Below are 25147 nucleotides of genomic sequence, written 5' to 3' on the forward strand. Positions count from 1 at the left end.
ATGCACCACCAACAAAAAACCCCAGGGCAAGGAAGCCCCTTTTGAACACGGAAATCCTGACACTCCCCCGCGACCCCAAAACCCTCAAGCCCCACCGTCCAAGACCCAAGCCCCACCCTAAAACCCTCAAGTCCCACCCTCCAAGACCCAACCTCCACCCCCAAACCTTCAATCTCGACCCTCCGACATCCAAGCCGAGCGAAAAAAACCGCCGCCTTCGACCCTCCAACACGCAAGCATCACCCTAAAACCCTCAAGCTCCACCCTCCAACCCCCAGGCTCCACCCAAAAACAGTCGACCCAACGTCTCTCCAAGGCCCGACCTCCACCCAAAACCCCTGGAGTCCCGCTGTCCGAGGCCCAAGCTCCGCCCTCCAACACTCAAAGCCGAGGGTTTGACCCTCAAGCACCACGCCCGCACGCCCGCTCTCGGCCGTTTGCACTGCATCCGCGCAGCCCCCAACCCCGCCTTTATGCAAAAAACGATGAACATTCCCTGAAACCATTCGTTCCCCGTACAAGACCCGCTCGGTAGTCTTGCTCCTATTCCAAATCCATCAGAGATCAGAAACGGAGCTGCAAGATGATTCGCAAGTTTGTGTTCAATACCATCGCGGCTGCCATCGTGGCGGGGGGAACCGTGGGTGCGCATGCGGCAACGACACTGCTGAACGTGTCGTACGACCCGACGCGCGAGCTGTACAAGGAAATCAACACCGAATTCGCCAAGAAGTGGAAGGCCGAAACGGGCGAGGACATCACCCTGCGCGCTTCGCATGGCGGTTCGGGCAAGCAGGCGCGCTCCGTGATCGACGGGCTGGATGCCGATGTGGTGACGCTGGCGCTGGGCTACGACATCGACGCGATCGCCGAGAAGGGCTTGACCGGCAAGGACTGGCAGAAGCGCCTGCCGCACAACGCCTCGCCGTACACGTCGACCATTGTCTTCCTGGTGCGCAAGGGCAACCCGAAGGGCATCAAGGACTGGAATGACCTGGTCAAGCCGGGCATCGCCGTCATCACGCCCAATCCGAAGACTTCCGGCGGTGCACGCTGGAATTACCTGGCCGCCTGGGCCTATGCGCTGAAGCAGCCGGGCGGTTCGGACGCCACCGCCAAGGATTTCGTGCAGAAGCTCTACAAGAACGTGCCGGTGCTCGATTCGGGCGCGCGCGGTGCCACCACGACCTTTACCGAGCGCGGTATCGGTGACGTGCTGATCGCGTGGGAAGACGAGGCGCTGCTGGCGGCGCGCGTGGAAGGGAAGGACAAGTTTGACGTGGTGGTGCCGTCGATTTCCATCCTGGCCGAGCCGCCGGTGGCGGTGGTGGACAAGGTGGCCGACAAGAAGGGCACGCGCAAGGCCGCGGAGGCGTATCTCAAGTTCCTGTACACGCCGCAAGGGCAGGAGATCGGTGCGAAGAATTTCTATCGCCCGACCGACCCGGCCGTGGCGAAGAAGCACGAGAGCGAATTCCCGAAGGTGAAGCTTGTGACCATCGACGACACGTTCGGCGGCTGGCAGAAGGCGCAGAAGACGCACTTTGCCGATGGCGGGCAGTTTGACCAGCTCTATCAACCGGGCAAGTAAGGCCCACACGACGTAACGACATCGGGTGATCCGCATCATGCAAATCCTGACGATTTCCGGCAGCCCTTCGGCGCAATCGCGATCTGCGCGCCTGCTGGGCCACGTGCGTGCGCAGCTCGAACGCGCCGGCGAGCAGGCGGACCACCTGGACCTGCGCAGCCTTCCGGCCGACGCGCTGCTCGGCGCGCAGGTGTCGGACCCCGCCATCGCCGATGCGGTGGCGCGGGTGGAAGCGGCAGGCGTGGTGATTCTCGCCACGCCGGTCTACAAGGCGGCCTACAGCGGGCTGCTCAAGACATTTCTCGATCTGCTGCCGCAGAGCGGGCTGCGCGACAAGGTCGTGCTGCCGATTGCCACCGGCGGCAGCCTCGCCCATACGCTGGCGATCGACTATGCGCTGCGCCCCGTGCTGACGGCGCTGGCGGCGCGTTCGATCCTGCCCGGCATCTTTGCAGTCGACTCGCAGATCGTTGTGGCAGATGACGGCGTGAGCGTCGACCCAGCGCTGCAGCAGCGCTTGGATGACGGCGTGGAGCGCGTGCATCAGGCACTGGCGCTGGCACGGCATCCGGCCGTGGCGCAGGTCATCGTTTCGAGCCGCAGCGCGGTGCGCGCCACGTTCCAGGCCGCCGACGCAGAACGAATGCGATGTCTGGCGTGATGCGCTGACCGCGCCGCCTTACACACGCGCTCACTGCTTTCCCGTTGTTGTCACGCCGCGCAGCCGCTGCGCGCGGATCGTGCCGCCCATACACCCCGCATCGACCGGACTTGCCATGAAAACCCATTCGCCCCTGCGCAGGACTTTGACCATTGCCGCCACGCTGCTTGCCACGCTCGGCGCGCCCGCCGCATTTGCCAACAGCGATGCGGCGCCCCCGACCGCCGCCAAGCAGCTGCGCATCGGCTATCAGAAGTACGGCACGCTGACGGTGCTCAAGGCGCGCGGCACGCTGGAAAAGCGCCTTGCCGCGCAGGGCATCGAAGTGAAGTGGACCGAGTTTCCGGCGGGCCCGCAGTTGCTGGAAGGCCTGAACGTGGGCGCCATCGATTTCGGCACCACGGGTGAAGCACCGACGATCTTCGCGCTGGCTGCCGGGGCGCACCTCGTCTACGTCGGCAACCAGCCGCCCGCGCCGGCCGGCGAGGCGATCATCGTGCCGAAGACTTCGCCGCTCAAGAGCGTGGCCGATCTCAAAGGCAAGCGCGTCGCCTTCAACAAGGGCTCCAACGTGCATTACCTGCTGGTGAAGCTGCTGGAAAAGGCCAACGTGCCTTACAGCGATATCCAACCCGTGTACCTCACGCCCGCCGATGCGCGTGCCGCCTTCGAGCGCGGCGCCATCGACGCCTGGGTGATCTGGGACCCGTTCTTTGCCGCGGCTGAACAGCAGCTGGGCGCGCGCGTGCTGGCTGACGGCACGGGCGTGGTGAACAACTCGCAGTACTTCCTGGCCTCGAAGGGCTATGCGGGCGCGCGGCCCGATGTGCTGAACATCGTGCTGGATGAACTGAAGAAGACCGACACCTGGGCCGCAGCCAACCCGAAGGACGTGACGACCATTCTCGGCCCGCAGCTCGGCCTGGAGCCGGCCGTGGTGGCGCGTTCGGTGTCGCGCATTGCCTATGGCATCCAGCCCGTCGGCGCAGAAGCCCTGGCTGATCAGCAGCGCATTGCCGATACGTTCCACGCTCTGAAGCTGATTCCGCGCCCGGTGAAGGTGGCCGATGCTGCGTGGCAGCCGACCACCCAACAGGCCGCGCGCTGATCGCCATGACCATCGACATCCAACGTCGCCGCCTGCTGAGTGCCACCGTGGCAGGCGCATCGCTCGCCACGCTCGGGCCGGTCGCGCACGCTGCCAATGCCGCAACCGCCGCCCCAGCGGCTGGCGGCCTGCCCAAGGTGACGCCGCCCGCGCAACTGCGCATCGGTTTCCAGAAGAGCGCGGTCAACCTCGTGATCGTGAAAGAAAACCGGGCGCTGGAGCAGCGCTTTCCGGGCACCAAGATCAGCTGGCTGGAGTTTCCGGCCGGGCCGCAGCAGCTCGAAGCGCTGTCAGCGGGCAGTCTCGACCTCGCCATCACGGGCGATACGCCGCCGGTGTTCGCGCAGGCTGCCGGCAAGGATTTGCGCTACGTGGGCGTGGAGCCGCCCAAGCCGGACAGCTCCGCCATCCTCGTGCAGCAGGATTCGACGCTCAAGACGCTGGCCGACCTGAAGGGCAAGCGCGTGGCGTTGCAGAAGGGTTCGAGCGCGCATTTCCTGATCGTGCGGGGCCTGCAGAAGGGCGGCCTGAGCTTTGCCGACATCCAGCCTGTGTACCTGACGCCGGCCGATGCGCGCGCCGCCTTCGAGCGCGGCAGCGTCGACGCCTGGGGCATCTGGGATCCGTACTACGCCGCCACGGAACTGGCGATCAAGCCGCGCGTGCTGGCCACCGGGCGCACGCTGTCGTCCAACAACTCGTTCTACTTCGCGCCGACGGCCTTTACGGAAAAGCACGGCGACACCATCGCCGCCATCTTTGCAGAGCTGTCGCGCGCCGACCGGCTCGTGCAGGAGAACCGCAAGGAAGCCGCGCAGCGCATTGCAGATTTCTCCGGGCTGTCGCTGGCGACGGTGCATCTGTTCCTGTCGCGCCGGCCGCCTTCGCCCGTGCGGCCGGTCACGCCCGAAGCGGTGGCCGAGCAGCAGCGCGTGGCCGATGCCTTCCACGGGCTGGGGCTGATTCCGCGCCCGGTCAAGCCGATCGAACTGGTCTGGCACCCGACCCCGGCGCAACTGGCCATCGCCCGCGCTTGAGTTGTTGCGTTGATCTGAGAACAACACAGTCCAAGGAGCTGTCATGCAAGTTTTCTGGTTCATCCCGACGCACGGCGACAGCCGTTATCTCGGCACTGCCGAGGGCGCACGTCAGGTCGATCAAACCTATCTGCAGCAGGTGGCCGTGGCCGCCGATACGCTCGGCTACGAGGGCGTGCTGATTCCCACCGGCCGCTCGTGCGAAGACCCGTGGATCGTGGCCGCAAGCCTGATTCCCGTCACCAAGCGCCTGCGTTTCCTGGTGGCGGTGCGCCCCGGGTTGATGGCGCCGACGCTGGCCGCCCGCATGGCCGCCACGTACGACCGTCTGTCGAACGGCCGCTTGCTGGTGAACCTCGTCACCGGTGGTGACCCGTCGGAGCTGGCCGGCGATGGCCTGTTCCTGGACCACGCGCAACGCTACGAAGCCTCGGAAGAATTCATCCGCATCTGGCGCGAAACGCTGGCGGCCAGCCACGAAGGCGCCGCGCTGGATTACACCGGCAAGCATCTCAGCGTGAAGGGCGCGAAGGTGCTGTACCCGCCCGTGCAGCGGCCGCATCCGCCGGTGTATTTCGGTGGGTCGTCGGAGGCGGCGCACGAACTCGCAGCGGAGCAGGTCGACACGTATCTCACCTGGGGCGAACCGCCTGCCGCCGTGGCCGAGAAGCTGGCCGACGTGCGCGCGCGCGCTGCCAAGCATGGCCGCACCGTGCGCTTCGGTATCCGCCTGCACGTGATCGTGCGCGAGACGGACGATGAAGCCTGGGCGGCTGCAGACAAGCTCATCAGCAAGCTCGACGACGACACCGTCGCACGCGCGCAGGAGGCTTTCCGCAAGATGGATTCCGCCGGCCAGCAACGCATGGCCGCGCTGCATGCCAATGGCGTCAAGCGCACGCGCGCCGATCTGGAAATCAGCCCGAACCTGTGGGCCGGCGTGGGGCTGGTGCGCGGTGGTGCCGGCACGGCGCTGGTGGGCGATCCGCAAACCGTGGCCGCGCGCATGCAGGAATACGCCGAGCTGGGCATCGATACCTTCGTGCTGTCCGGTTATCCGCATCTGGAAGAGGCCTACCGTTTTGCCGAACTGGTGTTCCCGCTGTTGCCGCGCTCGGTGCGCGACAAGCTGCCGGGCAACGTGCTGAACGGCCCGTTTGGCGAAGTGATTGCCACGGGCATCGTGCCGCGCGTGGCGGCAAGCTGAGCCGAGAGGAGCAGGGCAATGGCATCCGAGTCGAAATCCAAATCAACATCGAAACAGAAGGCGAACACCTTCCTGCGCACCGCCCGGCAACGCCTGGCGCCGTGGATCGTGCCGCTGGTGCTGCTCGTGCTGTGGCAGGCCTCGGCCCAATGGGGCTGGCTGTCGAACCGCATCCTGCCGGCACCGCTGGACGTGGCGAAATCCGCCGTAGCGCTGGCACGCTCGGGCGAGCTGTGGACGCACGTGGCCGTGAGCACGTGGCGCGCGCTGCTGGGCTTTGCGATCGGTGGTTCGCTGGGGCTGGCGCTGGGCTTGCTGACCGGCACCTTCCGCACCGCCGAGACGCTGCTCGACACCACGCTGCAGATGGTTCGCAACATCCCGGTGCTCGCGCTGATTCCGCTGGTGATCCTGTGGTTCGGCATCGACGAATCGGCCAAGCTGTTCTTGGTGTCGCTGGGCGTGTTCTTCCCGATCTACCTGAATACGTATCACGGCATTCGCTCGGTCGATCCGGCCCTGGTGGAGATGGCACGCAGCTACGGGCTCTCGCGTGCGCAGCTGTATCGCGAGGTGATCCTGCCGGGGGCGCTGCCGCAGATCCTGGTGGGCGTGCGGTTTTCGCTCGGCCTGATGTGGGTGACGCTGATCGTGGCGGAGACGGTGTCTGCGCAGGCCGGCATCGGCTACATGACGATGAATGCGCGCGAGTTCCTGCAGACCGACGTGGTGCTGCTGGGCATCCTGCTGTACGCGCTGCTGGGCAAGCTGGCCGATCTGCTGTCGCGTGCGCTGGAGCGCTTCTGGCTGCGTTGGCACCCTGGTTATCAAGCAGCGGCCTGAGGCTGAATTGGAGAGACGCATGCAAAGCAACGCCACTGAACACGCCGCGCTGGCCGGCACCGCCTTGCACATCGAGCACGTCGTCAAACGCTATGGCGACCGTGAAGTGCTGCACGGTATCGATCTGGACATCACCCCGGGCGAGTTTGTCGTCATCGTCGGGCGCAGCGGCTGCGGCAAGAGCACGCTGCTGCGGCTGATTGCGGGGTTGGAAGGCATTGACGACGGCCACCTGCGGCGCGATGGCGAAGCTGAAGACGGCCTGCACGACGATGCCCGCGTGATGTTCCAGGATGCGCGCCTGCTGCCGTGGAAGAAGGTGCTCGACAACGTCGCGCTCGGCCTGCCGAAAACACAGCGCGCGCAGGCCGCTGAAGTGCTCGCGCAAGTCGGTCTGGCCGAGCGGGCAGGGGAATGGCCGGCGCGCCTGTCGGGCGGGCAGCGCCAGCGCGTGGCATTGGCGCGTGCACTGGTGCATCGGCCGCGCCTGCTGCTGCTGGACGAGCCGCTGGGCGCGCTCGATGCGCTGACCCGCATCGACATGCAGAACCTCATCGAAGGCCTGTGGCAACGCCTGGGCTTTACGGCCGTGCTCGTCACGCACGATGTGGCCGAGGCGGTGGCGCTGGCCGATCGCGTGGTGCTGATCGAAGACGGCCGCATTGCGCTGGACGAGCGCATCGACCTGCCGCGTCCGCGCCATCGTGGTTCGCCCGCGTTTGCCCGGCTGGAAGAAGCGATCCTCAACCGCGTGATGCAGCGCAAGACCGATCCGAACGAAGTGACCGATGTGCGCCCGCACACGGCGTGGGCATCACCCTTCGACGTGTCTGCCACTGCGGTGCGCTGGGCCGTGTAAGGCGCTGCAAACCTTTCTCCTGAAAACATTCATTGGCACCTAGTGCCGTTGTCACCTAAGAAGGAACATCATGAGCATTCAAGCGATTAACGTACGCAACCAGTTCCGCGGGCAGATCAAGGAGATCATCCGGGGCGACGTGCTCTCGGAGATCGACGTGGAGACGCCGGCCGGCATCGTCACCTCGGTCATTACGACGCGATCGGTCGACAGCCTTGGCCTGAAGATCGGCAGCGAAGTGGTTGCGCTGGTGAAGGCGACTGAAGTCTCGATCGCCAAACTGTAAGGACGGGGAGGAGACGGCGACCCAACAAGGAGCCTCACCCATGAGCCTGATGCACACCACAGCACTCGCACAATTTCTCGGCACGCTGCCGAGCGCCCCGACGCCGGATCGCCATTTGTGGCGTGATGCCACCGGCCGCGTGCAGGGTCAGTTCTTCCACTGCGCGCTCACCAGCCTGTTTGAACCGGTCTGGCAGCTTGCCGCCGATGGCGCGCTGACGCCCGCCGGCCACGAAGCGCTGATGCGCACGTGGACGCGCGACGGCGATCTGGGCCTGAACCCGTGGAAGGTGTTTTCACTGGCGTCGGATGACAGCACGCTGGTTGAACTGGACCGCCTGTGCCGGCTGGTGCATACGCTCAACTATTTTTCGCGCACCGATGCGGGGCGGCTGGTCGTCAATGTGCATGGCCGGTTGCTGGCAGCGGTGGCGGCCGACCACGGCAAGGCGTTCCACCGTGCGGTGACGGCGCTGGGGCTGCACCCGGAGCAGTTCGTCATCCAGGTGCCGTCGACGGCGAATGATGATCTGGGGCTGCTGCTGTTCGTGGTGGACAACTACCGGCGCAATGGTTTTGCCGTCGCCGTGCAGGCATCGGACCCGGCGGAGGCTGGCGCGCTGCTCGTGCATGCCAAGCCCGCCTATCTGAAGCTCGATGCGCGGCGCGATTGGCGTACGCGGAACGTGGTGTCGCTGGCCGATTCGGCACGCGAGCTGGGCGTGACGCTGGCCTTGCGGCGTTGCGAGCGCCCGAGCGACCTGGAACTGGCCCGCGCTGCGGGTATCACGTATGTGCAGGGCAGCATCCTGCCCGGCGCGGAAGCTGAGCCAGACCCTGCGCCCGCGCCACAGGTGGTGCCAATGGCGCAGGCGCCGCTGGTGCAACAGCAGCAATCCGCGGCCGGCCTTTCTCTGACGCAATGAGCACGACATGGCACGCAGCGCACCCGCACCCGCATCGGACGCACCTGCCTGGGAGTGGCCGGCAGACGCCGTCATCCTGACCGTTCCCGGCTTGCATGGCAGCGGCCCCGGCCACTGGCAGACGCGCTGGGAGCAGCGCTTCCCGGCGTGGCGCCGCGTGGAGCAGACGGATTGGTCGACGCCTGACCTGCCGCGCTGGTCGGCCCGTGTGGGTGAAGCGGTGCATGCGGCGCTTGCCGAGCGTCCGCCCACGCGCAGCAAGCGCCCGGTGATCCTGGTGGCGCATAGCTTCGGCTGCCTGGCGTCATTGCATTGGGCGGTGCAGACCAAGGAGGCAGTGGCGGCGGTGCTGCTCGTCGCGCCGGCCGATCCGGACAAGTTCGGCGTGCGGGACCTGCTGCCCGGCCATACGCTGCCATTCCCGGCGACGGTTGTCGCCAGCCGTAACGATCCGTGGATGCCGCAAGGCAGCGCCATCGACTGGGCCGCGCGTTGGGGCACCGAATTCGTCGATGCCGGCGAGGCTGGCCATATCAACGCCGATTCCAACCTCGGTGAATGGGACGCAGGCCTGACCTTGCTCGATCGCCTGATCGGCCGTGCAAGTGCGCAAGACATCACCCGTGACGGCGCCGACTGGCAAGCGCAGTGGGATGTCTTACCGAGCACCCCTTATATCTAAAACGATGATGCACATGCGCAAATATTCGTTTTCGTCATAAGAACAGTCCGCCACAATCGGTTCATCTGCATATCGGCCGCAGTGTTTTGCTCTGCGGCCTTTTTTATCGGTGCGCTGATGAGCCTGCCTTCCGCGTTTTTTTCCTCCAAGCGGCGTAAGCCCGCCAATGTGCTGCCCGGCTTCGGGCTGGCGCTGGGGTTTTCGCTGCTGTACCTCGCGCTGATCGTCCTGATCCCGCTGTCGGCAACGGTCCTCAAGACGTTCACCATGACGTGGGACGCCTTCTGGACGACCGTCACCGCACCGCGCGTGGTGGCGTCGTACAAGCTGACGTTCGGTGCCTCGCTGATCGCGGCGGTGATCAACCTCGTGTTCGGGCTGATCGTGGCGTGGGTGCTGGTGCGCTATCGCTTTCCGGGCAAGCGGCTGATCGATGCGCTGGTCGACCTGCCGTTTGCGCTGCCGACTGCGGTGGCCGGCATTGCGCTCACCGCGTTGTACGCGCCGAATGGCTGGATCGGCTCGCGGCTGGAACCGCTGGGGCTGAAGGTCGCGTTCACGCCGCTGGGCATCGTGGTGGCGCTGACGTTCATCGGCCTGCCGTTTGTCGTGCGCACGGTGCAGCCGGTGCTCGAAGACCTGGAGTCCGAACTGGAAGAGGCGGCTGCCAGCCTGGGCGCCACGCGCTGGCAGACCTTCACTCGCGTGATTCTGCCGACCTTGCTGCCCGCCTTGCTGACCGGTTTCGCGTTGGCCTTTGCGCGTGCCACCGGCGAGTACGGCTCGGTCATCTTCATCGCCGGCAACATGCCGATGGTTTCCGAGATCACGCCGCTGATGATCTATTCCAAGCTGGAGCAATTCGATTACGCAGGCGCCACGGCCATTGCCGTCGTCATGCTCGGTATCTCGTTCACGCTGCTGCTGGTGATCAATCTGCTGCAAGCGTGGACGCGCCGCCGCGGCAATCGCAACGACGCCATCGAGCGTGCCCCCGAACCCCCGACCGCCAACGCGGCAGCTGGAGCCTGACATGGCCGGTACTGTTTCCCGTCAACTTGGTCAGGCGCCTGCTGGTGGCCGCCGAGGCGCCACCGCAGAGTCCGCCTGGGTGCGCGCAACGCTGATCCTCGTTTCGTTCGTGTTCCTGGCGCTGTTCCTGTTCGTGCCGCTGGCGAGCGTGTTTGTCGAGGCGTTCAAGAAGGGCGTCGACGTGTATCTCGAGGCGTTGATCGAGCCCGATGCGCTTTCGGCGATCTATCTGACGCTGACCACCGCAGCGATTGCCGTGCCGCTGAACGTGGTGTTTGGCGTGGCGGCGGCATGGGCGATCGCCAAGTTCGAGTTTCGCGGCAAGAACCTGCTGCTGACGTTGATCGACCTGCCGTTTTCGGTGTCGCCCGTCATTGCCGGCCTGATCTACGTGCTGCTGTTCGGCGCGCAGGGCTGGTTCGGGCCGTATCTCTCCGATCACGATTTCAAGATCATTTTTGCGGTGCCGGGCATTGTGCTGGCGACGGTGTTCGTCACGTTTCCGTTCGTGGCGCGCGAGCTGATTCCACTCATGCAGGCGCAAGGCAGCGAAGAGGAAGAGGCCGCCATCGTGCTCGGCGCCTCGGGCTGGCAGACGTTCTTTCGCGTGACGCTGCCGAACATCAAGTGGGGCCTGCTGTACGGCGTGATCCTGTGCAACGCGCGGGCGATGGGCGAGTTTGGCGCGGTGTCGGTGGTGTCGGGCCACATTCGCGGGCTGACCAACACGATGCCGCTGCACGTGGAAATTCTCTACAACGAATACAACTTTGCGGCCGCGTTTGCCGTGGCGTCGCTGCTGACATTGTTGGCGCTCGTCACGCTGGCGCTGAAGACGCTGGTCGAATGGCGCAGCCGTCGCGAGCTGGCTGATGCTGATGCCGGCGTGGGCGAAGGCCCCGGCGCACGCATCGCACCGTCATCGTCGATTTCGAACTCGCACATCTCCGTGCAATCTCCGCTGGAGGGAAGCGCAGCATGAGCATCCAGGTTCAACACATCACCAAGCGCTTTGGCAACTTCGTTGCCCTCAACGATGTTTCGCTCGACTTCAAGCAGGGCGAACTGACTGCGCTGCTGGGCCCGTCGGGCTGCGGCAAGACCACGCTGCTGCGCATCATCGCGGGGTTGGAGCATGCCGATTCGGGCACGATTCACCTCAACGGCGAAGACGCATCGGATCAGCATGTGCGCGAGCGCCAGGTCGGCTTCGTGTTCCAGCATTACGCGCTGTTCAAGCACATGACGGTGTTCGAGAACGTGGCGTTCGGCCTGCGCGTGAAACCGCGTGCGCAGCGGCCAAGCGAAGCGCAGATCCGCGCGAAGGTGAAGGAACTGCTGGAACTCGTGCAGCTGGATTGGCTGGCCGATCGTTACCCGCCGCAGCTGTCTGGCGGGCAGCGTCAGCGGATTGCCCTGGCGCGCGCGCTGGCGGTGGAGCCGCGTGTGCTGCTGCTCGACGAACCCTTCGGCGCGCTCGATGCCAAGGTGCGCAAGGAGCTGCGCCGCTGGCTGCGCCGCCTGCACGACGATCTGCATGTCACGAGCCTGTTCGTTACGCACGACCAGGAAGAGGCGCTGGAAGTGGCCGACAACGTGGTGCTGATGAACCGCGGACAGGTGGAGCAGGTCGGCAGCCCCGATGCGGTCTACAACACGCCGGCCACGCCGTTCGTCTACGGCTTCCTCGGCAACGTGAACCTGTTCCACGGCCGCCTGGAAGAGGGCGAGGGCGGCAGCGTGCTGCACGTGGGCGATTCCGCCATCGCCGTGCCGTCGGGCGGTGTGGATTCGTCCCGCGCCGATCAGGCCGTGGCCTTCGTGCGCCCGCATGAAATCGACCTGGAGCGCTATGCGCCGGGCGCCGAGGGTATTCCCGTGACGCTGCGCCGCGCGCTGACGCTGGGCGCCATCGCGCAGCTGGAGCTGGAGCGCGAAGACACCGACGACATCATCGAAGTCTCCCTGCCCATCGAGCGCTTCCGCGCCGAGGGCTTCCGTGAAGGCGAAACGCTGGTGGTGCGCCCGCGCGCGATCCGCGTGTTCGCGCAAGGCAATGCACGGCCCGTCGCGCAAGCCGCCGTGTAACACGACGCTCCGACGACAACCAATACGAGAGGACACGAGCCATGAACTTCCAGCAACTGCGTTCCATCCGCGAGGCGGTGCGCCGCCAGTTCAACCTGACCGAAGTCGCCAACGCGCTGTACACGTCGCAGCCCGGCGTGTCGCGGCAGATTCGCGAGCTGGAGGATGAGCTTGGCGTGGAGATTTTCGAGCGCTACGGCAAGCGGCTGACGGGCCTGACCGAACCGGGTCGCGAGATCGTCCGCATTGTCGAACGGCTGCTGCTCGAAGCCGAAAACCTGCGCCAGGCCGGCGAGGAGTTCTCCGGCCGGCAATCCGGCCGCCTGACCGTGGCGACCACGCACACGCAGGCCCGCTATGCGCTGCCGAAGGTGGTGCAGTCGTTCCGCAAGGAATACCCGCACGTCACGCTGGCGCTGCAGGAGGCGTCGCCCTCGCACATCGTCGAGCTGCTGCTGACGGGGCAGGCCGACATCGGTATCGCCACCGAGGCCGTGGCCAACGAGCCGGGGCTGACGTCGTTCGAGGCATATCGCTGGCGTCACGTGCTGGTGGTCAGCCCGGACCATCCGCTGACGAAGAACCCGCTCCCGACGTTGGAAGACGTGGCGCAGTATCCGCTCATCACGTACGACGCGGGCTTCACGGGCCGACGCAACATCGACGCGGCATTTGCCAGCGCGGGCCTGCACCCCGAGATCGTGCTGACCGCCATGGACGCCGACGTGATCAAGACGTACGTGGCGCTGGACGTGGGCGTGGGCATCATCGCGTCGATGGCGTATGACGGCCGCAAGGACGACAACCTCGTCTGCATCGGGGCCGATCACTTGTTCGAGCCGAACACCACGCGTGTGGCGGTGCGCCGTGGCGCGTATCTGCGCGGCTATGCGCATGACTTCATCGGGATGTTCGCGCCGCATCTGTCGCGCGAAACGGTGGCGGAAGCGGTGGCTTCCACGGTGGTGACGCAATCTGCGCGGGAGGCGCTGGCGGCGTAATCGTCCTGCGGGCGGGGCGGCCGCGCACCGTTCATCCCCCCAATCGCACCATTCGTCGCATCGGCATGGCGCCTGCCTGGGCGCCATTCCTATACTGCGGACATCCTCGGTTCCCATAGAGACCGCCATGTCCGCCGTGCCCTATACCCAAGCCTCCCCATCGACCGAATCCGACGCCGCCTTGCTGCGCCGGGCTCGCCACCGCGCCGGGGCGCGCCTGGGGTTCCGGATTCATCTGCTGTCGTTTTTGGCGATTAACGCCGGGCTGGCCGTGATTGCGCTGTCGCGCGGCCAGTTCTGGTTTGTCTGGCCGCTGCTGGGGTGGGGCTTGGGCCTGGCCGCACACGGCCTGAGCCTGGCCTGGAGCCAGGGCAACGGTTACCAGCGCATGGTCGACCAGGAACTCGCCCGTTTGCGCGCGCAAGCCGGCCGCCAGTGATGCGGGAAACCCCAAGCTTCAACGCCGGAGAACCCTCCGGTAAGATCGCCCGCATGTTCGCCAATGTGTCGTTCCCTTCGCTTGCAGACTGCCTGCGCCTGGCTCGGCGCTGGGTGATCCGCTACGCCGTCATCATCGTCATCAATACGCTGATTGCGGCGGTGCTGGCGTTCGGCATCCGGCCGGAAGAGACCTTCTGGAAAGACTTCATCTTCAGCCAGGCAATCGGGCTGGCGATGTTCTCGTTGATCGGCATTCCGCGCCACGTGCTCTGGGGCGACGGCCCGCCCAACAAGAAGGTGTTTCCGTGGATCATCGTGGGCGCAGTGCTGATCGGCGTGCCGTTGGGGCAGTGGATCGCACGGACGATCCTGTGCCTGAATAGCGTCAACCCGGAACCCTGGCGCGCGGACAGCCTGCGCATGAGTTTCATCATCGCCATGCTGGCCGCACTTGGCGCAACGTATTTCTACTGGTCGCGCGGCAAGCTCGCGGCACTGCAGCGCCAGGCCGCGCTCGATGCGCTGGAGCGTGAAGAGGCCGAGAAGCAGGTGGTGCGTGCGCAGTTGATGGCGCTGCAGGCGCAGATCGAGCCGCACTTCCTCTTCAACTCGCTGGCACACGTCGATGTGCTGATTGCGCGCGATCCGGCCGCCGCGCGGCGCCTTCTGCAGCATTTGATCGGCTTTCTGCGCAGTTCGCTTTCGCACGCACGCGCCGAGCAGTGCACGCTGGCGCAGGAATTTGCGCTGCTGCGCGCGTATCTCGACATCCAGGCGCTGCGCTTCGGCAATCGGCTGCGTTTCTCATTGGCGCTGGACGATGCCATCGCCAATATCGTCATTCCGCCCATGCTGATTCAGCCGCTGGTGGAAAACGCCGTGGTGCACGGCATCGAGCCCGCGCGCGAGGGCGGCGAGATCGCCCTGTCTGCGCGCCTGGCTGCCGGCCATGACGGCGAGCGCCTCGTGCTGGAAGTGCGCGACACGGGCGTCGGCTTCGGCAACGACGGTGCCAAGGGCTCCGGGCTGGGGCTCACGCATGTGCGTGAACGTCTGTCGCGCCTGTTTGATGGCGACGCGCGGCTGACGATCACCGAGACCGTGCCGCACGGCGTGACGATCATCGTCGAATTGCCGCTGGCGCATGAAACGGCGCCTGCACCGTCTCAAGCCGATGCGCCGGAATGGCGCTGCCGCTTCTCTCGCTCCACGGCCAACGCCACTGCCACCGCTGCGCTGTCTTCGCGCGCCTCTGCCGGAACCTGATCGATGCCTGCTTCCCCCCGCTTGCTGATTGCCGACGATGAACCGGCGCTGGCTGAGAACCTCGTCGCCGAGCTGACGGCGCTGTGGCCCGATGCCACGCTGCTGCCGGCCGTGCACGACGGCCAATCGGCGCTCGACGTGATTGACGACGCGGCCGACGGGGAGGCGCCCGATGTGGTCTTTCTCGACATTCGCATGCCGGGGTTGTCGGGGATTGACGTGGCGCGCGAGCTGTCGGCCAGGGAAGACCGGCCGCTGGTGGTGTTCGTCACGGCCTATGACCAGTTCGCGCTCGACGCCTTCGAGCAGGCCGCGGTCGACTACGTGCTCAAGCCCGTGCAGACCGAGCGCCTGGCCGAGACCGTCAAGCGGCTGAAGGACCGGCTCGGCACGCGTCCGAACGGCAACGCCGCCGCCACGGACCCAGCGCAGACGCTGGCCGAGCTTGTCGAGCGCCTTGCCGGCCTGCAGGGCGCTGCCCAAACGCGTGCCACGCCGCACGGCGGCTATCTGCGCTTTATCAAGGCGCTGGTCGGACAGGAGGTGCGCTTCATCCCCGTGGACGAGGTGATCTACCTGGAAGCGACCGACAAATACGTCAACGTGGTGGCCGGCAGCGGCGAATCGCTGATTCGCACCAGCTTGCGCGAGCTGCTGACCCAGCTCGACCCCGAGCACTTCTGGCAGGTGCATCGCGGTACGGTGGTCAACGTGGCGCATGTGTCGAGCGCCGTGCATCTGTCGCTGGGGCGCCTGGGGCTGAAGATACGCGGGCGCACCGAGACGCTGCCGGTGGCACGGCAATACGCGCATTTGTTCCGGCAGATGTAGTCGCCGTGGCGGCGGCTCCGCTATGATCCTTCGTGTCGTCAACGGATCGAGAGAGCGAGAGCACCCGCCATGGAGACACCCGCCGCACGCCCCGCCAGCAACGTTGCCGAGCCACGCCACGGCGGCCTGATTCTTGTCGATGCACTGCTGGCCCACGGCGTCGATTTGGCGTTCGGCGTGCCGGGCGAGAGCTACCTCTCCGTGCTCGAAGGCTTCTACCAGCGCCGCGACCGCGCACGCTTCATCGTCTGCCGGCAAGAGGGCGGCGCCGCCAACATGGCCGACGCCTACGGCAAACTCACCGGCCGCCCCGGCATCGTGTTCTGCACGCGCGGGCCGGGCGCCACCAACGCCAGCATTGGCGTCCACACCGCATTTCAAGACTCCACGCCGCTGATCCTCTTCATCGGGCAGGTCGGCCGCGATTTCGTCGATCGCGAAGCGTTCCAGGAAATCGACTACCGCCGCATGTTCGGCCAGATGGCCAAGTGGGTCGCGCAGATCGACAGCGTCGAGCGCATCCCCGAATACATCGCACGCGCGTTCCAGACCGCCACCGCAGGCCGGCCCGGCCCCGTTGTGCTGGCGCTGCCGGAAGACATGCTGACCGAGGTTGCAACCGTGCCGGATGTGCCGCCGATGCCTCGCGCGATGGCGTGGCCGGGCCCGCATGACCTTGCGCAACTGAAGACGCTGTTGCAGAACGCGGAGCGCCCGATGCTGCTGCTCGGCGGCTCCGGCTGGACGCCGCAAGCGGCCGCCCGCATGCAAGCCTTTGCCGAGCGATGGAATCTGCCTGCGGGCTGCGTGTTCCGCCGGCAAGACCTGTTCGACAACCGCCACCCGAATTACGCCGGCGATGTCGGCATCGCCATCAACCCGAAGCTGGCGGCGCGTGTGAAAGACGCCGACGTGGTGCTCGCCATCGGCACACGCCTGGGCGAGATGACGACCTCCGGTTACACGTTGTTCGATGTGCCGCGGCCCAAGCAGACGCTCGTTCACGTGCATGCCGGCGCGGAAGAGTTGGGGCGTGTCTACCAGGCCGACCTGATGATCCACGCGTCGATGCCGGCGCTTGCCGAGGCGCTGGATGGCGTGTCGCCCGATGCGCCGCCGCGTTGGTCTGAGTGGACCGAAGCCGCCAACGCCGACTACCGCGCCAACATCGCGCCGCCGCCGTTCGGTGGCAAGGGCATCGACATGGCCCGCGCCATGCAGTGGCTACGTGAACGCCTCCCGCAGAACAGCATCCTGACCAACGGCGCAGGCAACTACGCCACGTGGCTGCATCGCTTCTACCAATATGGCCCGCTGGCGGCCGGCTCGCGTACGCAGCTTGCGCCCACGAGCGGCGCGATGGGCTATGGCGCACCCGCTGCGGTGGCAGCCAAGATCATCTGCCCTGACACGCCTGTCATCTGCATGGCCGGCGACGGCTGCTTCCTGATGAACGGCCAAGAGTTGGCGACCGCCATGCAATACAACGCGCCGGTGATCTTTATCGTGGTCAACAACGGCATGTACGGCACCATCCGCATGCACCAGGAGCGCGAGTATCCCGAGCACGTGAGCGGGACCGAGCTGCGCAACCCCGACTTCGCCGCGCTGGCCAGAGCCTACGGCGCCGAAGGGCACACGGTGCGCTCGCTCGAAGGCTTTCAGTCGGCCGTGGAAACCGCGCTGGCGGCAAGCGTTGCGTCCGTCATCGAAGTGCAGACCGATCCGAACATCATCAGCCCGCGCGCAACGATCGATTCGTTGCGGGCACAGTCGCGCAGTTGATTCCGCTTTCATTTTTCGTTTTCGCCAACGCCATCCACCCATTGCCATGACGATGATTCCTGTAACCGACCTGTGCGACATGCACGAAGACAAGCTGGTGTACGGAAGCCTGCGTGTGCTCACGCCGGTCTTCCGCAGCTTTGGCAAGCGCGCCGCGTTTGCCGGCCCGGCTTCCACGCTGAAGGTGTTTGAGGACAACGGCCTCGTACGCGCCGCGCTGGAAGAGCAGGGCGCTGGCCGCGTGCTGGTGATCGACGGCGGCGGCTCGCTGCGTTGCGCGCTGGTCGGCGGCAATCTCGGCAAGCTGGCCGAAGAGAACGGCTGGGAGGGCATTCTGCTCAACGGCTGCGTGCGCGATACGCGCGAGCTGGCCGAATGCAACGTCGGCATCCACGCCCTGGCGGTGCATCCGCGCAAGAGCATCAAGAAGAACGCCGGCCAGCGCGAGGTGGGCGTGCAGATGCCGGGCGCATACATCCAGTCCGGCGAGTGGGTCTATGCCGATGAAGACGGCGTGCTGGTTTCGCAGGACATGCTGGAATGAGCCGCGCCAACGCCGTCCACGTGTTCGTCTACGGCACGCTGCGCGCCGGTGAGGCGAACGACCTGCGGGTTGCTGCTGCAAAGCGCGGCATTCCCGAGCCGGAGCTGCTCGGTACGGCCATGTTGCACGGCCGCCTGTACGACTTTGGTGCGTACCCCGGCCTCGTGCTGGACCCGACCGGCACCGCCGTGCGCGGCGATGTGTATCGGATCGACGCGGCGCTCGTTCCGGTGCTGGACGAGATCGAAGAGGTCTACCCGGGCGGGGACGCGCTGTTCCTGCGCGAGAACCACGCCGTCATGCTGGGCAGCGAACCGGTCGACTGCATTGTGTATCCGGTCAGCCCCAAACACATTGCTGGGCGCGCTGTGATCACGTGCGGGGATTGGGTGACGCATCGCTTGGCGCGTGCCTGAGGCGTCCTTTGCCCTCCAAGAAAACGCCGCCCATGCGGCGTTTTTTATTGGCCCCGGGATGTGGCGAGCAGGTCTTTTGTTTTTTCATAATGCGGAAAGGTTTTTTGGTCCGCAAAAATTCCGCATCGCACAGCACCATCGCCGCCTTTCATCATAGAAAAAATCTTTCCGCATCATGGAATGAAGGCGATAAGTCTTTGAAATGTAAAGAAGAAAAACTTCTGTCAGGCAATAGGTTCCCCTTGTTGCGCTGCACTCGCCGTTTCTACACTCTTATATAAGACATATGACTTGTGCCACCCAGCGGCACCCCAAGAGGGTGCCAGCGGCGCAAGGTGCAGAGTGAGTTACCGGTTTTTATTTGATGGATGCGATCAAACAGGAGAGTGCGATGTCACGCGAACTCGAAGTGCAAAAGCTGCAGAAGGAATGGGATACCAACCCGCGTTGGAAGGGCATCAAGCGCGGTTACACCGCTGAAGATGTCGTGCGCCTGCGCGGCTCGCTGCAGATTGAACACACGCTGGCCAAGCGTGGTGCGGAAAAGCTGTGGGACCTGATCAACAACGAACCCTTCGTCAACGCCCTGGGCGCACTGACGGGCAACCAGGCCATGCAGCAGGTGAAGGCGGGCCTGAAGGCGATCTATCTGTCGGGCTGGCAGGTGGCGGGCGACGCCAACAGCAACGGCGAGATGTATCCGGACCAATCGCTGTACTCGGTGGATTCGGTGCCCAAGGTCGTCAAGAAGATCAACAACACGTTCCAGCGCGCTGACCAGATCCAGTGGTCGGAAGGCAAGGACGACATCGACTTCTTTGCACCGATCGTGGCCGATGCGGAGGCCGGTTTCGGCGGTGTGCTGAACGCGTTCGAACTGATGAAGGCCATGATCGAGGCCGGTGCCGCAGGCGTGCACTTTGAAGACCAGCTGGCCGCCGTGAAGAAGTGCGGCCACATGGGCGGCAAGGTGCTGGTGCCGACACGTGAGGCCGTGAGCAAGCTCGTGGCCGCGCGTCTGGCTGCCGACGTGATGGGCGTGCCGACCGTGCTGATCGCCCGCACCGACGCAGAAGCTGCCGACCTGCTGACCACCGATGTGGACGAGAACGACAAGCCGTTCTGCACCGGCGAGCGCACCGTGGAGGGTTTCTACCGCACGAAGCCGGGTCTGCAGCAAGCCATCTCGCGCGGCTTGGCCTACGCGGAAGTGGCCGACCTCGTGTGGTGTGAGACCGGCAAGCCGGATCTGGAATACGCCAAGAAGTTTGCCGAGGCCATCCACGCCAAGTTCCCGGGCAAGATGCTGGCCTACAACTGCTCGCCGTCGTTCAACTGGAAGAAGAATCTGGACGACGTGACGATTGCCCGCTTCCAGAAGGAACTGGGCGCAATGGGCTACAAGTTCCAGTTCATCACGCTGGCCGGCTTCCATGCCCTGAACTACTCGATGTTCAATCTGGCGTACGGCTATGCCCGCAACCAGATGAGCGCATTCGTGGAGCTGCAAGAGGCCGAGTTCAAGGCGGCGGAAAAGGGCTTCACCGCGGTGAAGCACCAGCGCGAAGTCGGCACGGGTTACTTCGACGCGGTGACGCAGACCATCGAACGCGAGGCGTCGACCACGGCGCTGAAGGGCTCGACGGAAGACGAACAATTCTTCGAAGAAACGGCGCAAGCCAAGAAGGTTGCCTGAGGCTGCGACGCATCCGGCATCCGGGCAGCAGGGCCAGCCGTGCTGACCACACGCTGGCCTCTCGAACCGCGTTCCCTTCAGGGCGCGGTTTTTTTTTTCGTCTATCGCGATTGCGGCGTGTTGCTGCGTTGCCCGTCAGGCGCGCTTGAAGATCGATTCCAGGTCCAGCGCCGATGTGGGAGTCGCGTGCAGGTCGAGCGAGTGCTCGATGTGCTCCAGATGCTCGCGCATCAGGTCGTGCGCGCGGGCGGCATCGCCGGTGGCAATCGCTTCGGTCAGCGTGTCGTGCTCATGCTCGGGGCAGGCGGGCAGGCCGGGGCGATCATAGAGCGTGATGATCAGGCACGTGCGCGACACCGCTTCGCGCGTCAGCCGTTCCAGCACGTGGTTGCCGGCCATCTCGGCAATGAGGACGTGGTATTCGCCCGACAGTCGGATGGTGGCCGCGCGGTCGCCGCGTTCGCGCGCGGTGTGTTCGGCGGCGATGTGTTCGCGCAGGCGTTTGGCCTTTGCCGGCGTGCACGCGTTTGCCAGCATGCTGGCCAGTTCGGGTTCGATGATGCGGCGGGTCTGGAAAACGTCGCGCGCCTCTTTCACGGAAGGCTGCGCGACGAATGCGCCCTTGTTGGGCACGAGGGTGACCAGATGCTCATGCGCCAGACGCGCCAGCACCTGGCGGATGCGCGGCCGGCCGGCGCCGGTCGCTTCGCACAGCCGTTCTTCGACCAGCTTGGTGCCGGCCGGCAGCCGGTGCTCCATGATGGCCGTCAGCAGGCCCTGGTAGATCGGTTCGGCAGCCGGTTGGCTGTCGGCAGGTTCCCGTGCGGGTGCGGGCATGGCAGGTGGCGGTGCAGAAGAAAAAGCGGAATGGCGCATGGTAGCAAATGCTCCACTCCGCTTTGCGCTACGCCAACGCAAACGGGGCAAGCATTCCCGTATAGGGTTTCGGGAGCGGCCGGGCCCAGTCGCCGCGCTTGCTGGTGGAAAGCCGCATGCCGACCAGCGCCTCGACCAGCTTCACCGCAGCCACCACGCCGTCGATGACCGGCACGTGCAGCTCGGCGCTCAGGTCTTCGCACAGGTCGGCCATGCCGGCACAGCCGAGCACGATGCAGTCGCTGCGGTCTTGCGCGAGCGCGCTGCGGCAGGCTTCGAGGATGATCTGGCGTGCGTTGGAGCCGGGTTTCTCCAGATCGAGCACGGGCAGGTCGCTTGCATGGACGTTGCGGCACGCATGCCGCATGCCGTAGCGCTCGGCCAGGTGCCAGGCCATGCCGACGGTGCGCTCGAGCGTCGTCACCACGCTGAAGCTGTTGCCGATCAGGCTCGCCATGTGCATGGCCGCTTCAGCGATGCCGATCACCGGGCCGTGCGCAAGTTCACGTGCAGCGTAGAGGCCCGGATCGCCGAAGCAGGCGATGACGTAGGCATCGGCGCCATCGCGTTCGCCGTGGCGGATTTCTTCCAGGATGCCGGGCACCGAGAGCGCTTCGTCGTAATGGCTTTCGATGGAAGCCGGGCCCATCTTCGGGCTCACCGCCGTGATGTGCGTGCCCGATGCGGCCGCGGCCTGCGCGCAGCGGCCGATGAGCGCGGTCATGCTCGTCGTGGTGTTGGGATTGATGATGCGGATGTCCATGTTGTTGATGCGTGGATGACGCCGGTTAGCGGGAGAGGGTGCCTTGCTTGCGGCTGAGCACGGTGTAGAGCACCAGCGCGATGCCCACGCCGATGAACCAGCTGTAATTGGCCAGCACATGCAGCCGTTCGAAGACCACGCACGCCATCGGAATCAGCGCGGACGGGATCATCGTCCAGACGGCGGCGGGGTTGTAGCCGTTGCGGTACCAGTAGCGGCCCGTGGGGCGCAGCGTGTAGAGATCGTCGACATGCACCTGCTGCCGCTGCACAAAGTAGTAGTCCGCGATCAGGATGCCGAACAGCGGGCCGATGAACGCGCCCAGCACGTCGATCGTGTAGTGAATCACCTCGGGGTTGTTGTAGAGGTTCCAGGGCGTGATGAAGATCGACGCGACTGCCGCGATCATGCCGCCCGTACGCCAGCTGATGTGCTGCGGCGCCACGTTGGAAAAGTCGAACGCCGGCGACACGAAGTTGGCGACGATGTTGATGCCGATGGTCGCGATCATGAACGTGAGCGCACCAAGTACGACGGCCGTGATGTTGTCGATGCGGGCAACCACGGCGACGGGGTCGGAGATCATCTCGCCAAACACCGGCAGCGTGGCCGACGTGGTGATGACCGTCAGCAGCGCAAAGCCGAGGAAGTTGACCGGCAGCCCCCAGAAGTTGCCGCGTTTGACTGAGGTGAAATCCTTGCCGTAGCGGGAGAAGTCACCGAAGTTCAGCATCGGGCCGGAGAAGTACGACACCACCAGCGCGATCCCGCCCAGCACCACCGGCACCGCATCCCAGCCCTCGTATTTGAGGAAGGAAAGCGTCAGGTTGATGTTGTTCCAGCCCGCCTTGTGCACGAGCCATGCGGCCAGCGCGATCATCACCACGTACACCGCCGGGCCCGCCCAGTCGATGAACTTGCGGATCGATTCCATGCCGTGCCAGAACACGAACGCCTGCAGCACCCAAAGCAGCATGAACGCCGCCCAACCGAGCGTCGACAGGCCGACAAAGCCGTGCTGCGCGACGTCGGCATACGGCGCGAGCTGCGGCATGAACTTCAGCGCCAGCACGATGAACGCGCTCGATGCCAGATAGGTCTGGATGCCGTACCAGGCCACCGCAATCAGCCCGCGGATGATGGCCGGAATGTTCGCGCCCCGCACGCCGAACGACGCGCGGCAGATCACCGGATACGGCGTGCCGGTCGCCTGGCTGGGTTTGGCGACGAGGTTGCAGAACACCTGCACGATCACGATGCCCACCAGCAAGGCAAACAGCACCTGCAAGCTCGACAGGCCCAGCGAGAACAGGCTCGCCGCCGTCAGATAACCGCCCACGCTGTGCACGTCGGACATCCAGAACGCGAAGATGTTGTAGGTGCCCCAGGTCTGCTTGCGTAGCGGGGCGAGATCTTCGTTGGTGAGCCGCGGGTCGTAGTGCGGCTTGATGATGACGTTGGAATGCGCGTGCGGCGATTCAATCGCCTGCGCCGCCGAAGCGGTGGTCGTGGTCATGCTGTCTCCTTTGGTTTTTTTGCCGGTTTCAGGACCGGGCGATCTTGTGCGCAAGAATGTACACAACTTGTTTTTGTTTTGTGTACAAAGTTGTATGCGTCAGGAAGGCAAGAGTCAAGGAGAAAAAAAGCCGCCTGAAAAGGCGGCTGACTATCGTGGTTGCGGGGGGCGCTTCAGCGGTAGACGATCACCGGAATCTCGGTATGCGTGAGCACCTTCTGGGTTTCGCTGCCGAGCAGCAGCCCGGCCAACCCGCGCCGCCCGTGCGAGGCCATGAAGATGACGTCGCAGCCATGGCGTTCGGCCGCGTCGATGATGCCCATGTACGGGACGGCGAAGCAGCTCATGTCGGTGTCGCAGCTGATGCCGGCGCTGACGGCGGCGTCTTCCACGTCCTTGAGGACCACGCGCGCCTGCGCTTCGACGCGCTCCTTGAACGCCTGGGGTGTCTCCACGACGATCTCGGAGAACGGCGTGTACGGGTATTCCTCCAGGCAGGTGTAGGCCGTCAGGCGGGCGCCCAGCGTCTTGGCAAAGTCGAGCGCCCCTGCCACCGCCTTGCGCGACAGCTCGGAACCATCGGTCGGGATGAGGATGTGCTGGAACATGCGGCCTCCTGAGGTGGGATGCGGGAAGACGTTCTTGTCTTGATTGTAGGCCGCATGCGGTGTTTCACCCACTCGGGGTGAGTGCTAATCCATCCCGATCAAGGCGTCTGCCCGGCGCCAGTAGGCCGGGTTGCCATATGTGTTCTTGAGGAAGTCAATGAACAGGCGCACGCGCAGCGGCAGGTGCTTGCGCTGAGGAAACACTGCGTGGATGCCGATCGGCGGCGCTTCAAAGGCGTCGAGCACCGTCACCAGCTTGCCTGTGGCGATGTCGTGCCCGACCTCCCACCACGAGCGCCACGCAAGGCCATACCCTTGCAGGCACCACTCGCGCAGCACGGCGCCGTCGGTGCATTCCATCGTGCCCGACACCTTCACGGTGACAGCCTTGCCGCCTTGCTGGAAGACCCAGCCGCGCTGCACGTTGGCGCTGGCGCCAAAGGCCAGGCAGTTGTGGGTGGAAAGCTGCTCCACCTGCGTCGGAACGCCACGGCGCTCCAGGTACGACGGCGCAGCCACAACCACGCGGCGGTTTTCCCACAGGCGGATCGACACGAGGCTCGAGTCGGGCAGATCGCCCAGACGGATCGCGCAATCGAAGCCTTCGTTGACGAGGTCGACGACGCGGTCGCCCAGGTCCAGCGTCATCGAGACATCCGGATGCGTCTCGATGAAGTCCGGCACCATCGGCGCGACATGACGGCGGCCGAAACCGGCAGGTGCGGTCACGCGCAGATGCCCGCTGGCTTTCACGCCACCGGCCGAGACGCTGGCCTCGGCGTTATGCAGGTCATTGAGAATGCGTTGGCAATCTTCGAGGAACGCCGATCCCTCGAACGTCAGCGTGATGCGCCGCGTGGTGCGGACGAGGAGTTTGACCCCGAGGCGTTCTTCCAGCGCGTCGATGCGGCGGCCGATGATGGCAGGCGCCACGCCCTCAGCGGCGGCGGCGGCAGATAGGCTGCCGCGTGTTGCGACGGCGACAAAGGTTTCGAGCTGCTTGAAATGATCCATGCCTGATGTATACCGTGCCGACCGGGGCCTGCGGGATTGTGACGAATATAAAGGTTATCACTCGTCATTCC

At 65.2% G+C, this 25147-nt stretch carries 26 protein-coding genes; 21 read left to right on the forward strand and 5 right to left on the reverse strand.

Annotated elements, in window-relative coordinates; genetic code table 11:
• The first annotated feature begins 583 nt into the window (after positions 1 to 583).
• From FUT88_RS15880 to aceA, 21 genes are all read left to right on the forward strand, one after another.
• Positions 584 to 1591 (forward strand): sulfate ABC transporter substrate-binding protein, encoded by a 1008-nt coding sequence (locus FUT88_RS15880; protein WP_102067077.1) that lies wholly within the window; start codon positions 584 to 586, stop codon positions 1589 to 1591.
• Between the two features lie 37 nt (positions 1592 to 1628).
• The gene (gene ssuE / locus FUT88_RS15885; protein ID WP_147216547.1) at positions 1629 to 2252 is read left to right on the forward strand and encodes an NADPH-dependent FMN reductase; all 624 of its coding nucleotides are present in this window, start codon (positions 1629 to 1631) and stop codon (positions 2250 to 2252) included.
• Positions 2253 to 2367: 115 nt separating this feature from the next.
• Positions 2368 to 3360: a sulfonate ABC transporter substrate-binding protein gene (locus FUT88_RS15890; protein WP_147216549.1), complete on the forward strand. Its 993-nt coding sequence runs from the start codon at positions 2368 to 2370 to the stop codon at positions 3358 to 3360.
• Between the two features lie 5 nt (positions 3361 to 3365).
• Positions 3366 to 4397, forward strand: a complete 1032-nt coding sequence (locus tag FUT88_RS15895; protein ID WP_147216551.1) for an aliphatic sulfonate ABC transporter substrate-binding protein — start codon at positions 3366 to 3368, stop codon at positions 4395 to 4397.
• Between the two features lie 43 nt (positions 4398 to 4440).
• Positions 4441 to 5604, forward strand: coding sequence for an FMNH2-dependent alkanesulfonate monooxygenase (gene ssuD / locus FUT88_RS15900; protein ID WP_027677527.1), 1164 nt, complete (start codon positions 4441 to 4443; stop codon positions 5602 to 5604).
• A gap of 18 nt (positions 5605 to 5622) precedes the next feature.
• Positions 5623 to 6447 (forward strand): aliphatic sulfonate ABC transporter permease SsuC, encoded by an 825-nt coding sequence (gene ssuC, locus FUT88_RS15905; protein WP_147216553.1) that lies wholly within the window; start codon positions 5623 to 5625, stop codon positions 6445 to 6447.
• Positions 6448 to 6466: 19 nt separating this feature from the next.
• The gene (locus FUT88_RS15910) at positions 6467 to 7306 is read left to right on the forward strand and encodes an ATP-binding cassette domain-containing protein (RefSeq protein ID WP_147216555.1); all 840 of its coding nucleotides are present in this window, start codon (positions 6467 to 6469) and stop codon (positions 7304 to 7306) included.
• Between the two features lie 70 nt (positions 7307 to 7376).
• The gene (locus FUT88_RS15915) at positions 7377 to 7592 is read left to right on the forward strand and encodes a molybdopterin-binding protein (RefSeq protein ID WP_004626558.1); all 216 of its coding nucleotides are present in this window, start codon (positions 7377 to 7379) and stop codon (positions 7590 to 7592) included.
• Positions 7593 to 7632: 40 nt separating this feature from the next.
• Complete coding sequence (locus tag FUT88_RS15920) at positions 7633 to 8517, forward strand: EAL domain-containing protein (RefSeq protein ID WP_147216556.1); 885 nt, start codon at positions 7633 to 7635, stop codon at positions 8515 to 8517.
• 7 nt (positions 8518 to 8524) lie between these two features.
• Positions 8525 to 9199 (forward strand): RBBP9/YdeN family alpha/beta hydrolase, encoded by a 675-nt coding sequence (locus tag FUT88_RS15925; RefSeq protein WP_147216558.1) that lies wholly within the window; start codon positions 8525 to 8527, stop codon positions 9197 to 9199.
• Positions 9200 to 9316: 117 nt separating this feature from the next.
• Positions 9317 to 10231 carry a sulfate ABC transporter permease subunit CysT gene (cysT, locus tag FUT88_RS15930; RefSeq protein ID WP_147216560.1) on the forward strand — a complete coding sequence of 305 codons (915 nt, stop codon included), beginning with the start codon at positions 9317 to 9319 and terminating at the stop codon, positions 10229 to 10231.
• Position 10232: 1 nt separating this feature from the next.
• Positions 10233 to 11213 carry a sulfate ABC transporter permease subunit CysW gene (cysW, locus tag FUT88_RS15935; RefSeq protein WP_147216562.1) on the forward strand — a complete coding sequence of 327 codons (981 nt, stop codon included), beginning with the start codon at positions 10233 to 10235 and terminating at the stop codon, positions 11211 to 11213.
• A complete protein-coding gene (locus FUT88_RS15940; RefSeq protein WP_027677520.1) occupies positions 11210 to 12319 on the forward strand; it encodes a sulfate/molybdate ABC transporter ATP-binding protein in 1110 nt (369 codons plus the stop codon). The genes cysW and FUT88_RS15940 overlap by 4 nt, the downstream gene beginning before the upstream one ends.
• A gap of 41 nt (positions 12320 to 12360) precedes the next feature.
• On the forward strand, positions 12361 to 13320 hold the full coding sequence (locus FUT88_RS15945) for a CysB family HTH-type transcriptional regulator (RefSeq protein WP_027677519.1): 960 nt from the start codon (positions 12361 to 12363) through the stop codon (positions 13318 to 13320).
• Positions 13321 to 13447: 127 nt separating this feature from the next.
• On the forward strand, positions 13448 to 13759 hold the full coding sequence (locus FUT88_RS15950) for a 2TM domain-containing protein (protein WP_147216564.1): 312 nt from the start codon (positions 13448 to 13450) through the stop codon (positions 13757 to 13759).
• Complete coding sequence (locus FUT88_RS15955) at positions 13759 to 15027, forward strand: sensor histidine kinase (RefSeq protein ID WP_147216566.1); 1269 nt, start codon at positions 13759 to 13761, stop codon at positions 15025 to 15027. Before FUT88_RS15950 ends, FUT88_RS15955 begins: the two co-directional genes overlap by 1 nt.
• A 3-nt stretch (positions 15028 to 15030) precedes the next feature.
• On the forward strand, positions 15031 to 15858 hold the full coding sequence (locus FUT88_RS15960; RefSeq protein ID WP_147216568.1) for a LytR/AlgR family response regulator transcription factor: 828 nt from the start codon (positions 15031 to 15033) through the stop codon (positions 15856 to 15858).
• Positions 15859 to 15927: 69 nt separating this feature from the next.
• On the forward strand, positions 15928 to 17643 hold the full coding sequence (locus FUT88_RS15965; protein ID WP_147216570.1) for a thiamine pyrophosphate-binding protein: 1716 nt from the start codon (positions 15928 to 15930) through the stop codon (positions 17641 to 17643).
• Positions 17644 to 17689: 46 nt separating this feature from the next.
• Positions 17690 to 18187 carry a ribonuclease E activity regulator RraA gene (gene rraA / locus FUT88_RS15970; protein ID WP_027677514.1) on the forward strand — a complete coding sequence of 166 codons (498 nt, stop codon included), beginning with the start codon at positions 17690 to 17692 and terminating at the stop codon, positions 18185 to 18187.
• Positions 18184 to 18603, forward strand: coding sequence for a gamma-glutamylcyclotransferase (locus FUT88_RS15975; RefSeq protein WP_147216572.1), 420 nt, complete (start codon positions 18184 to 18186; stop codon positions 18601 to 18603). Before rraA ends, FUT88_RS15975 begins: the two co-directional genes overlap by 4 nt.
• Positions 18604 to 18994: 391 nt before the next feature.
• A complete protein-coding gene (gene aceA / locus FUT88_RS15980) occupies positions 18995 to 20299 on the forward strand; it encodes an isocitrate lyase (protein WP_024975843.1) in 1305 nt (434 codons plus the stop codon).
• A 135-nt stretch (positions 20300 to 20434) separates the two neighbouring features.
• On the opposite strand, the gene FUT88_RS15985 is transcribed toward aceA, so the two are convergent.
• The 5 genes from FUT88_RS15985 to FUT88_RS16005 form a co-directional block, all read right to left on the reverse strand.
• Positions 20435 to 21136 carry a GntR family transcriptional regulator gene (locus FUT88_RS15985; protein ID WP_147216574.1) on the reverse strand — a complete coding sequence of 234 codons (702 nt, stop codon included), beginning with the start codon at positions 21134 to 21136 and terminating at the stop codon, positions 20435 to 20437.
• A 67-nt stretch (positions 21137 to 21203) separates the two neighbouring features.
• On the reverse strand, positions 21204 to 21938 hold the full coding sequence (locus tag FUT88_RS15990) for an aspartate/glutamate racemase family protein (protein WP_147216576.1): 735 nt from the start codon (positions 21936 to 21938) through the stop codon (positions 21204 to 21206).
• 25 nt (positions 21939 to 21963) lie between these two features.
• A complete protein-coding gene (locus FUT88_RS15995) occupies positions 21964 to 23454 on the reverse strand; it encodes an NCS1 family nucleobase:cation symporter-1 (RefSeq protein ID WP_147216578.1) in 1491 nt (496 codons plus the stop codon).
• 173 nt (positions 23455 to 23627) lie between these two features.
• Complete coding sequence (locus FUT88_RS16000; protein WP_147216580.1) at positions 23628 to 24062, reverse strand: universal stress protein; 435 nt, start codon at positions 24060 to 24062, stop codon at positions 23628 to 23630.
• Positions 24063 to 24146: 84 nt separating this feature from the next.
• Positions 24147 to 25076 carry a LysR family transcriptional regulator gene (locus tag FUT88_RS16005; RefSeq protein ID WP_004626580.1) on the reverse strand — a complete coding sequence of 310 codons (930 nt, stop codon included), beginning with the start codon at positions 25074 to 25076 and terminating at the stop codon, positions 24147 to 24149.
• Between the last annotated feature and the right edge of the window lie 71 nt (positions 25077 to 25147).

This window comes from Ralstonia sp. TCR112, assembly GCF_007997035.1.
Taxonomy (GTDB): Bacteria; Pseudomonadota; Gammaproteobacteria; order Burkholderiales; family Burkholderiaceae; genus Ralstonia; species Ralstonia edaphi.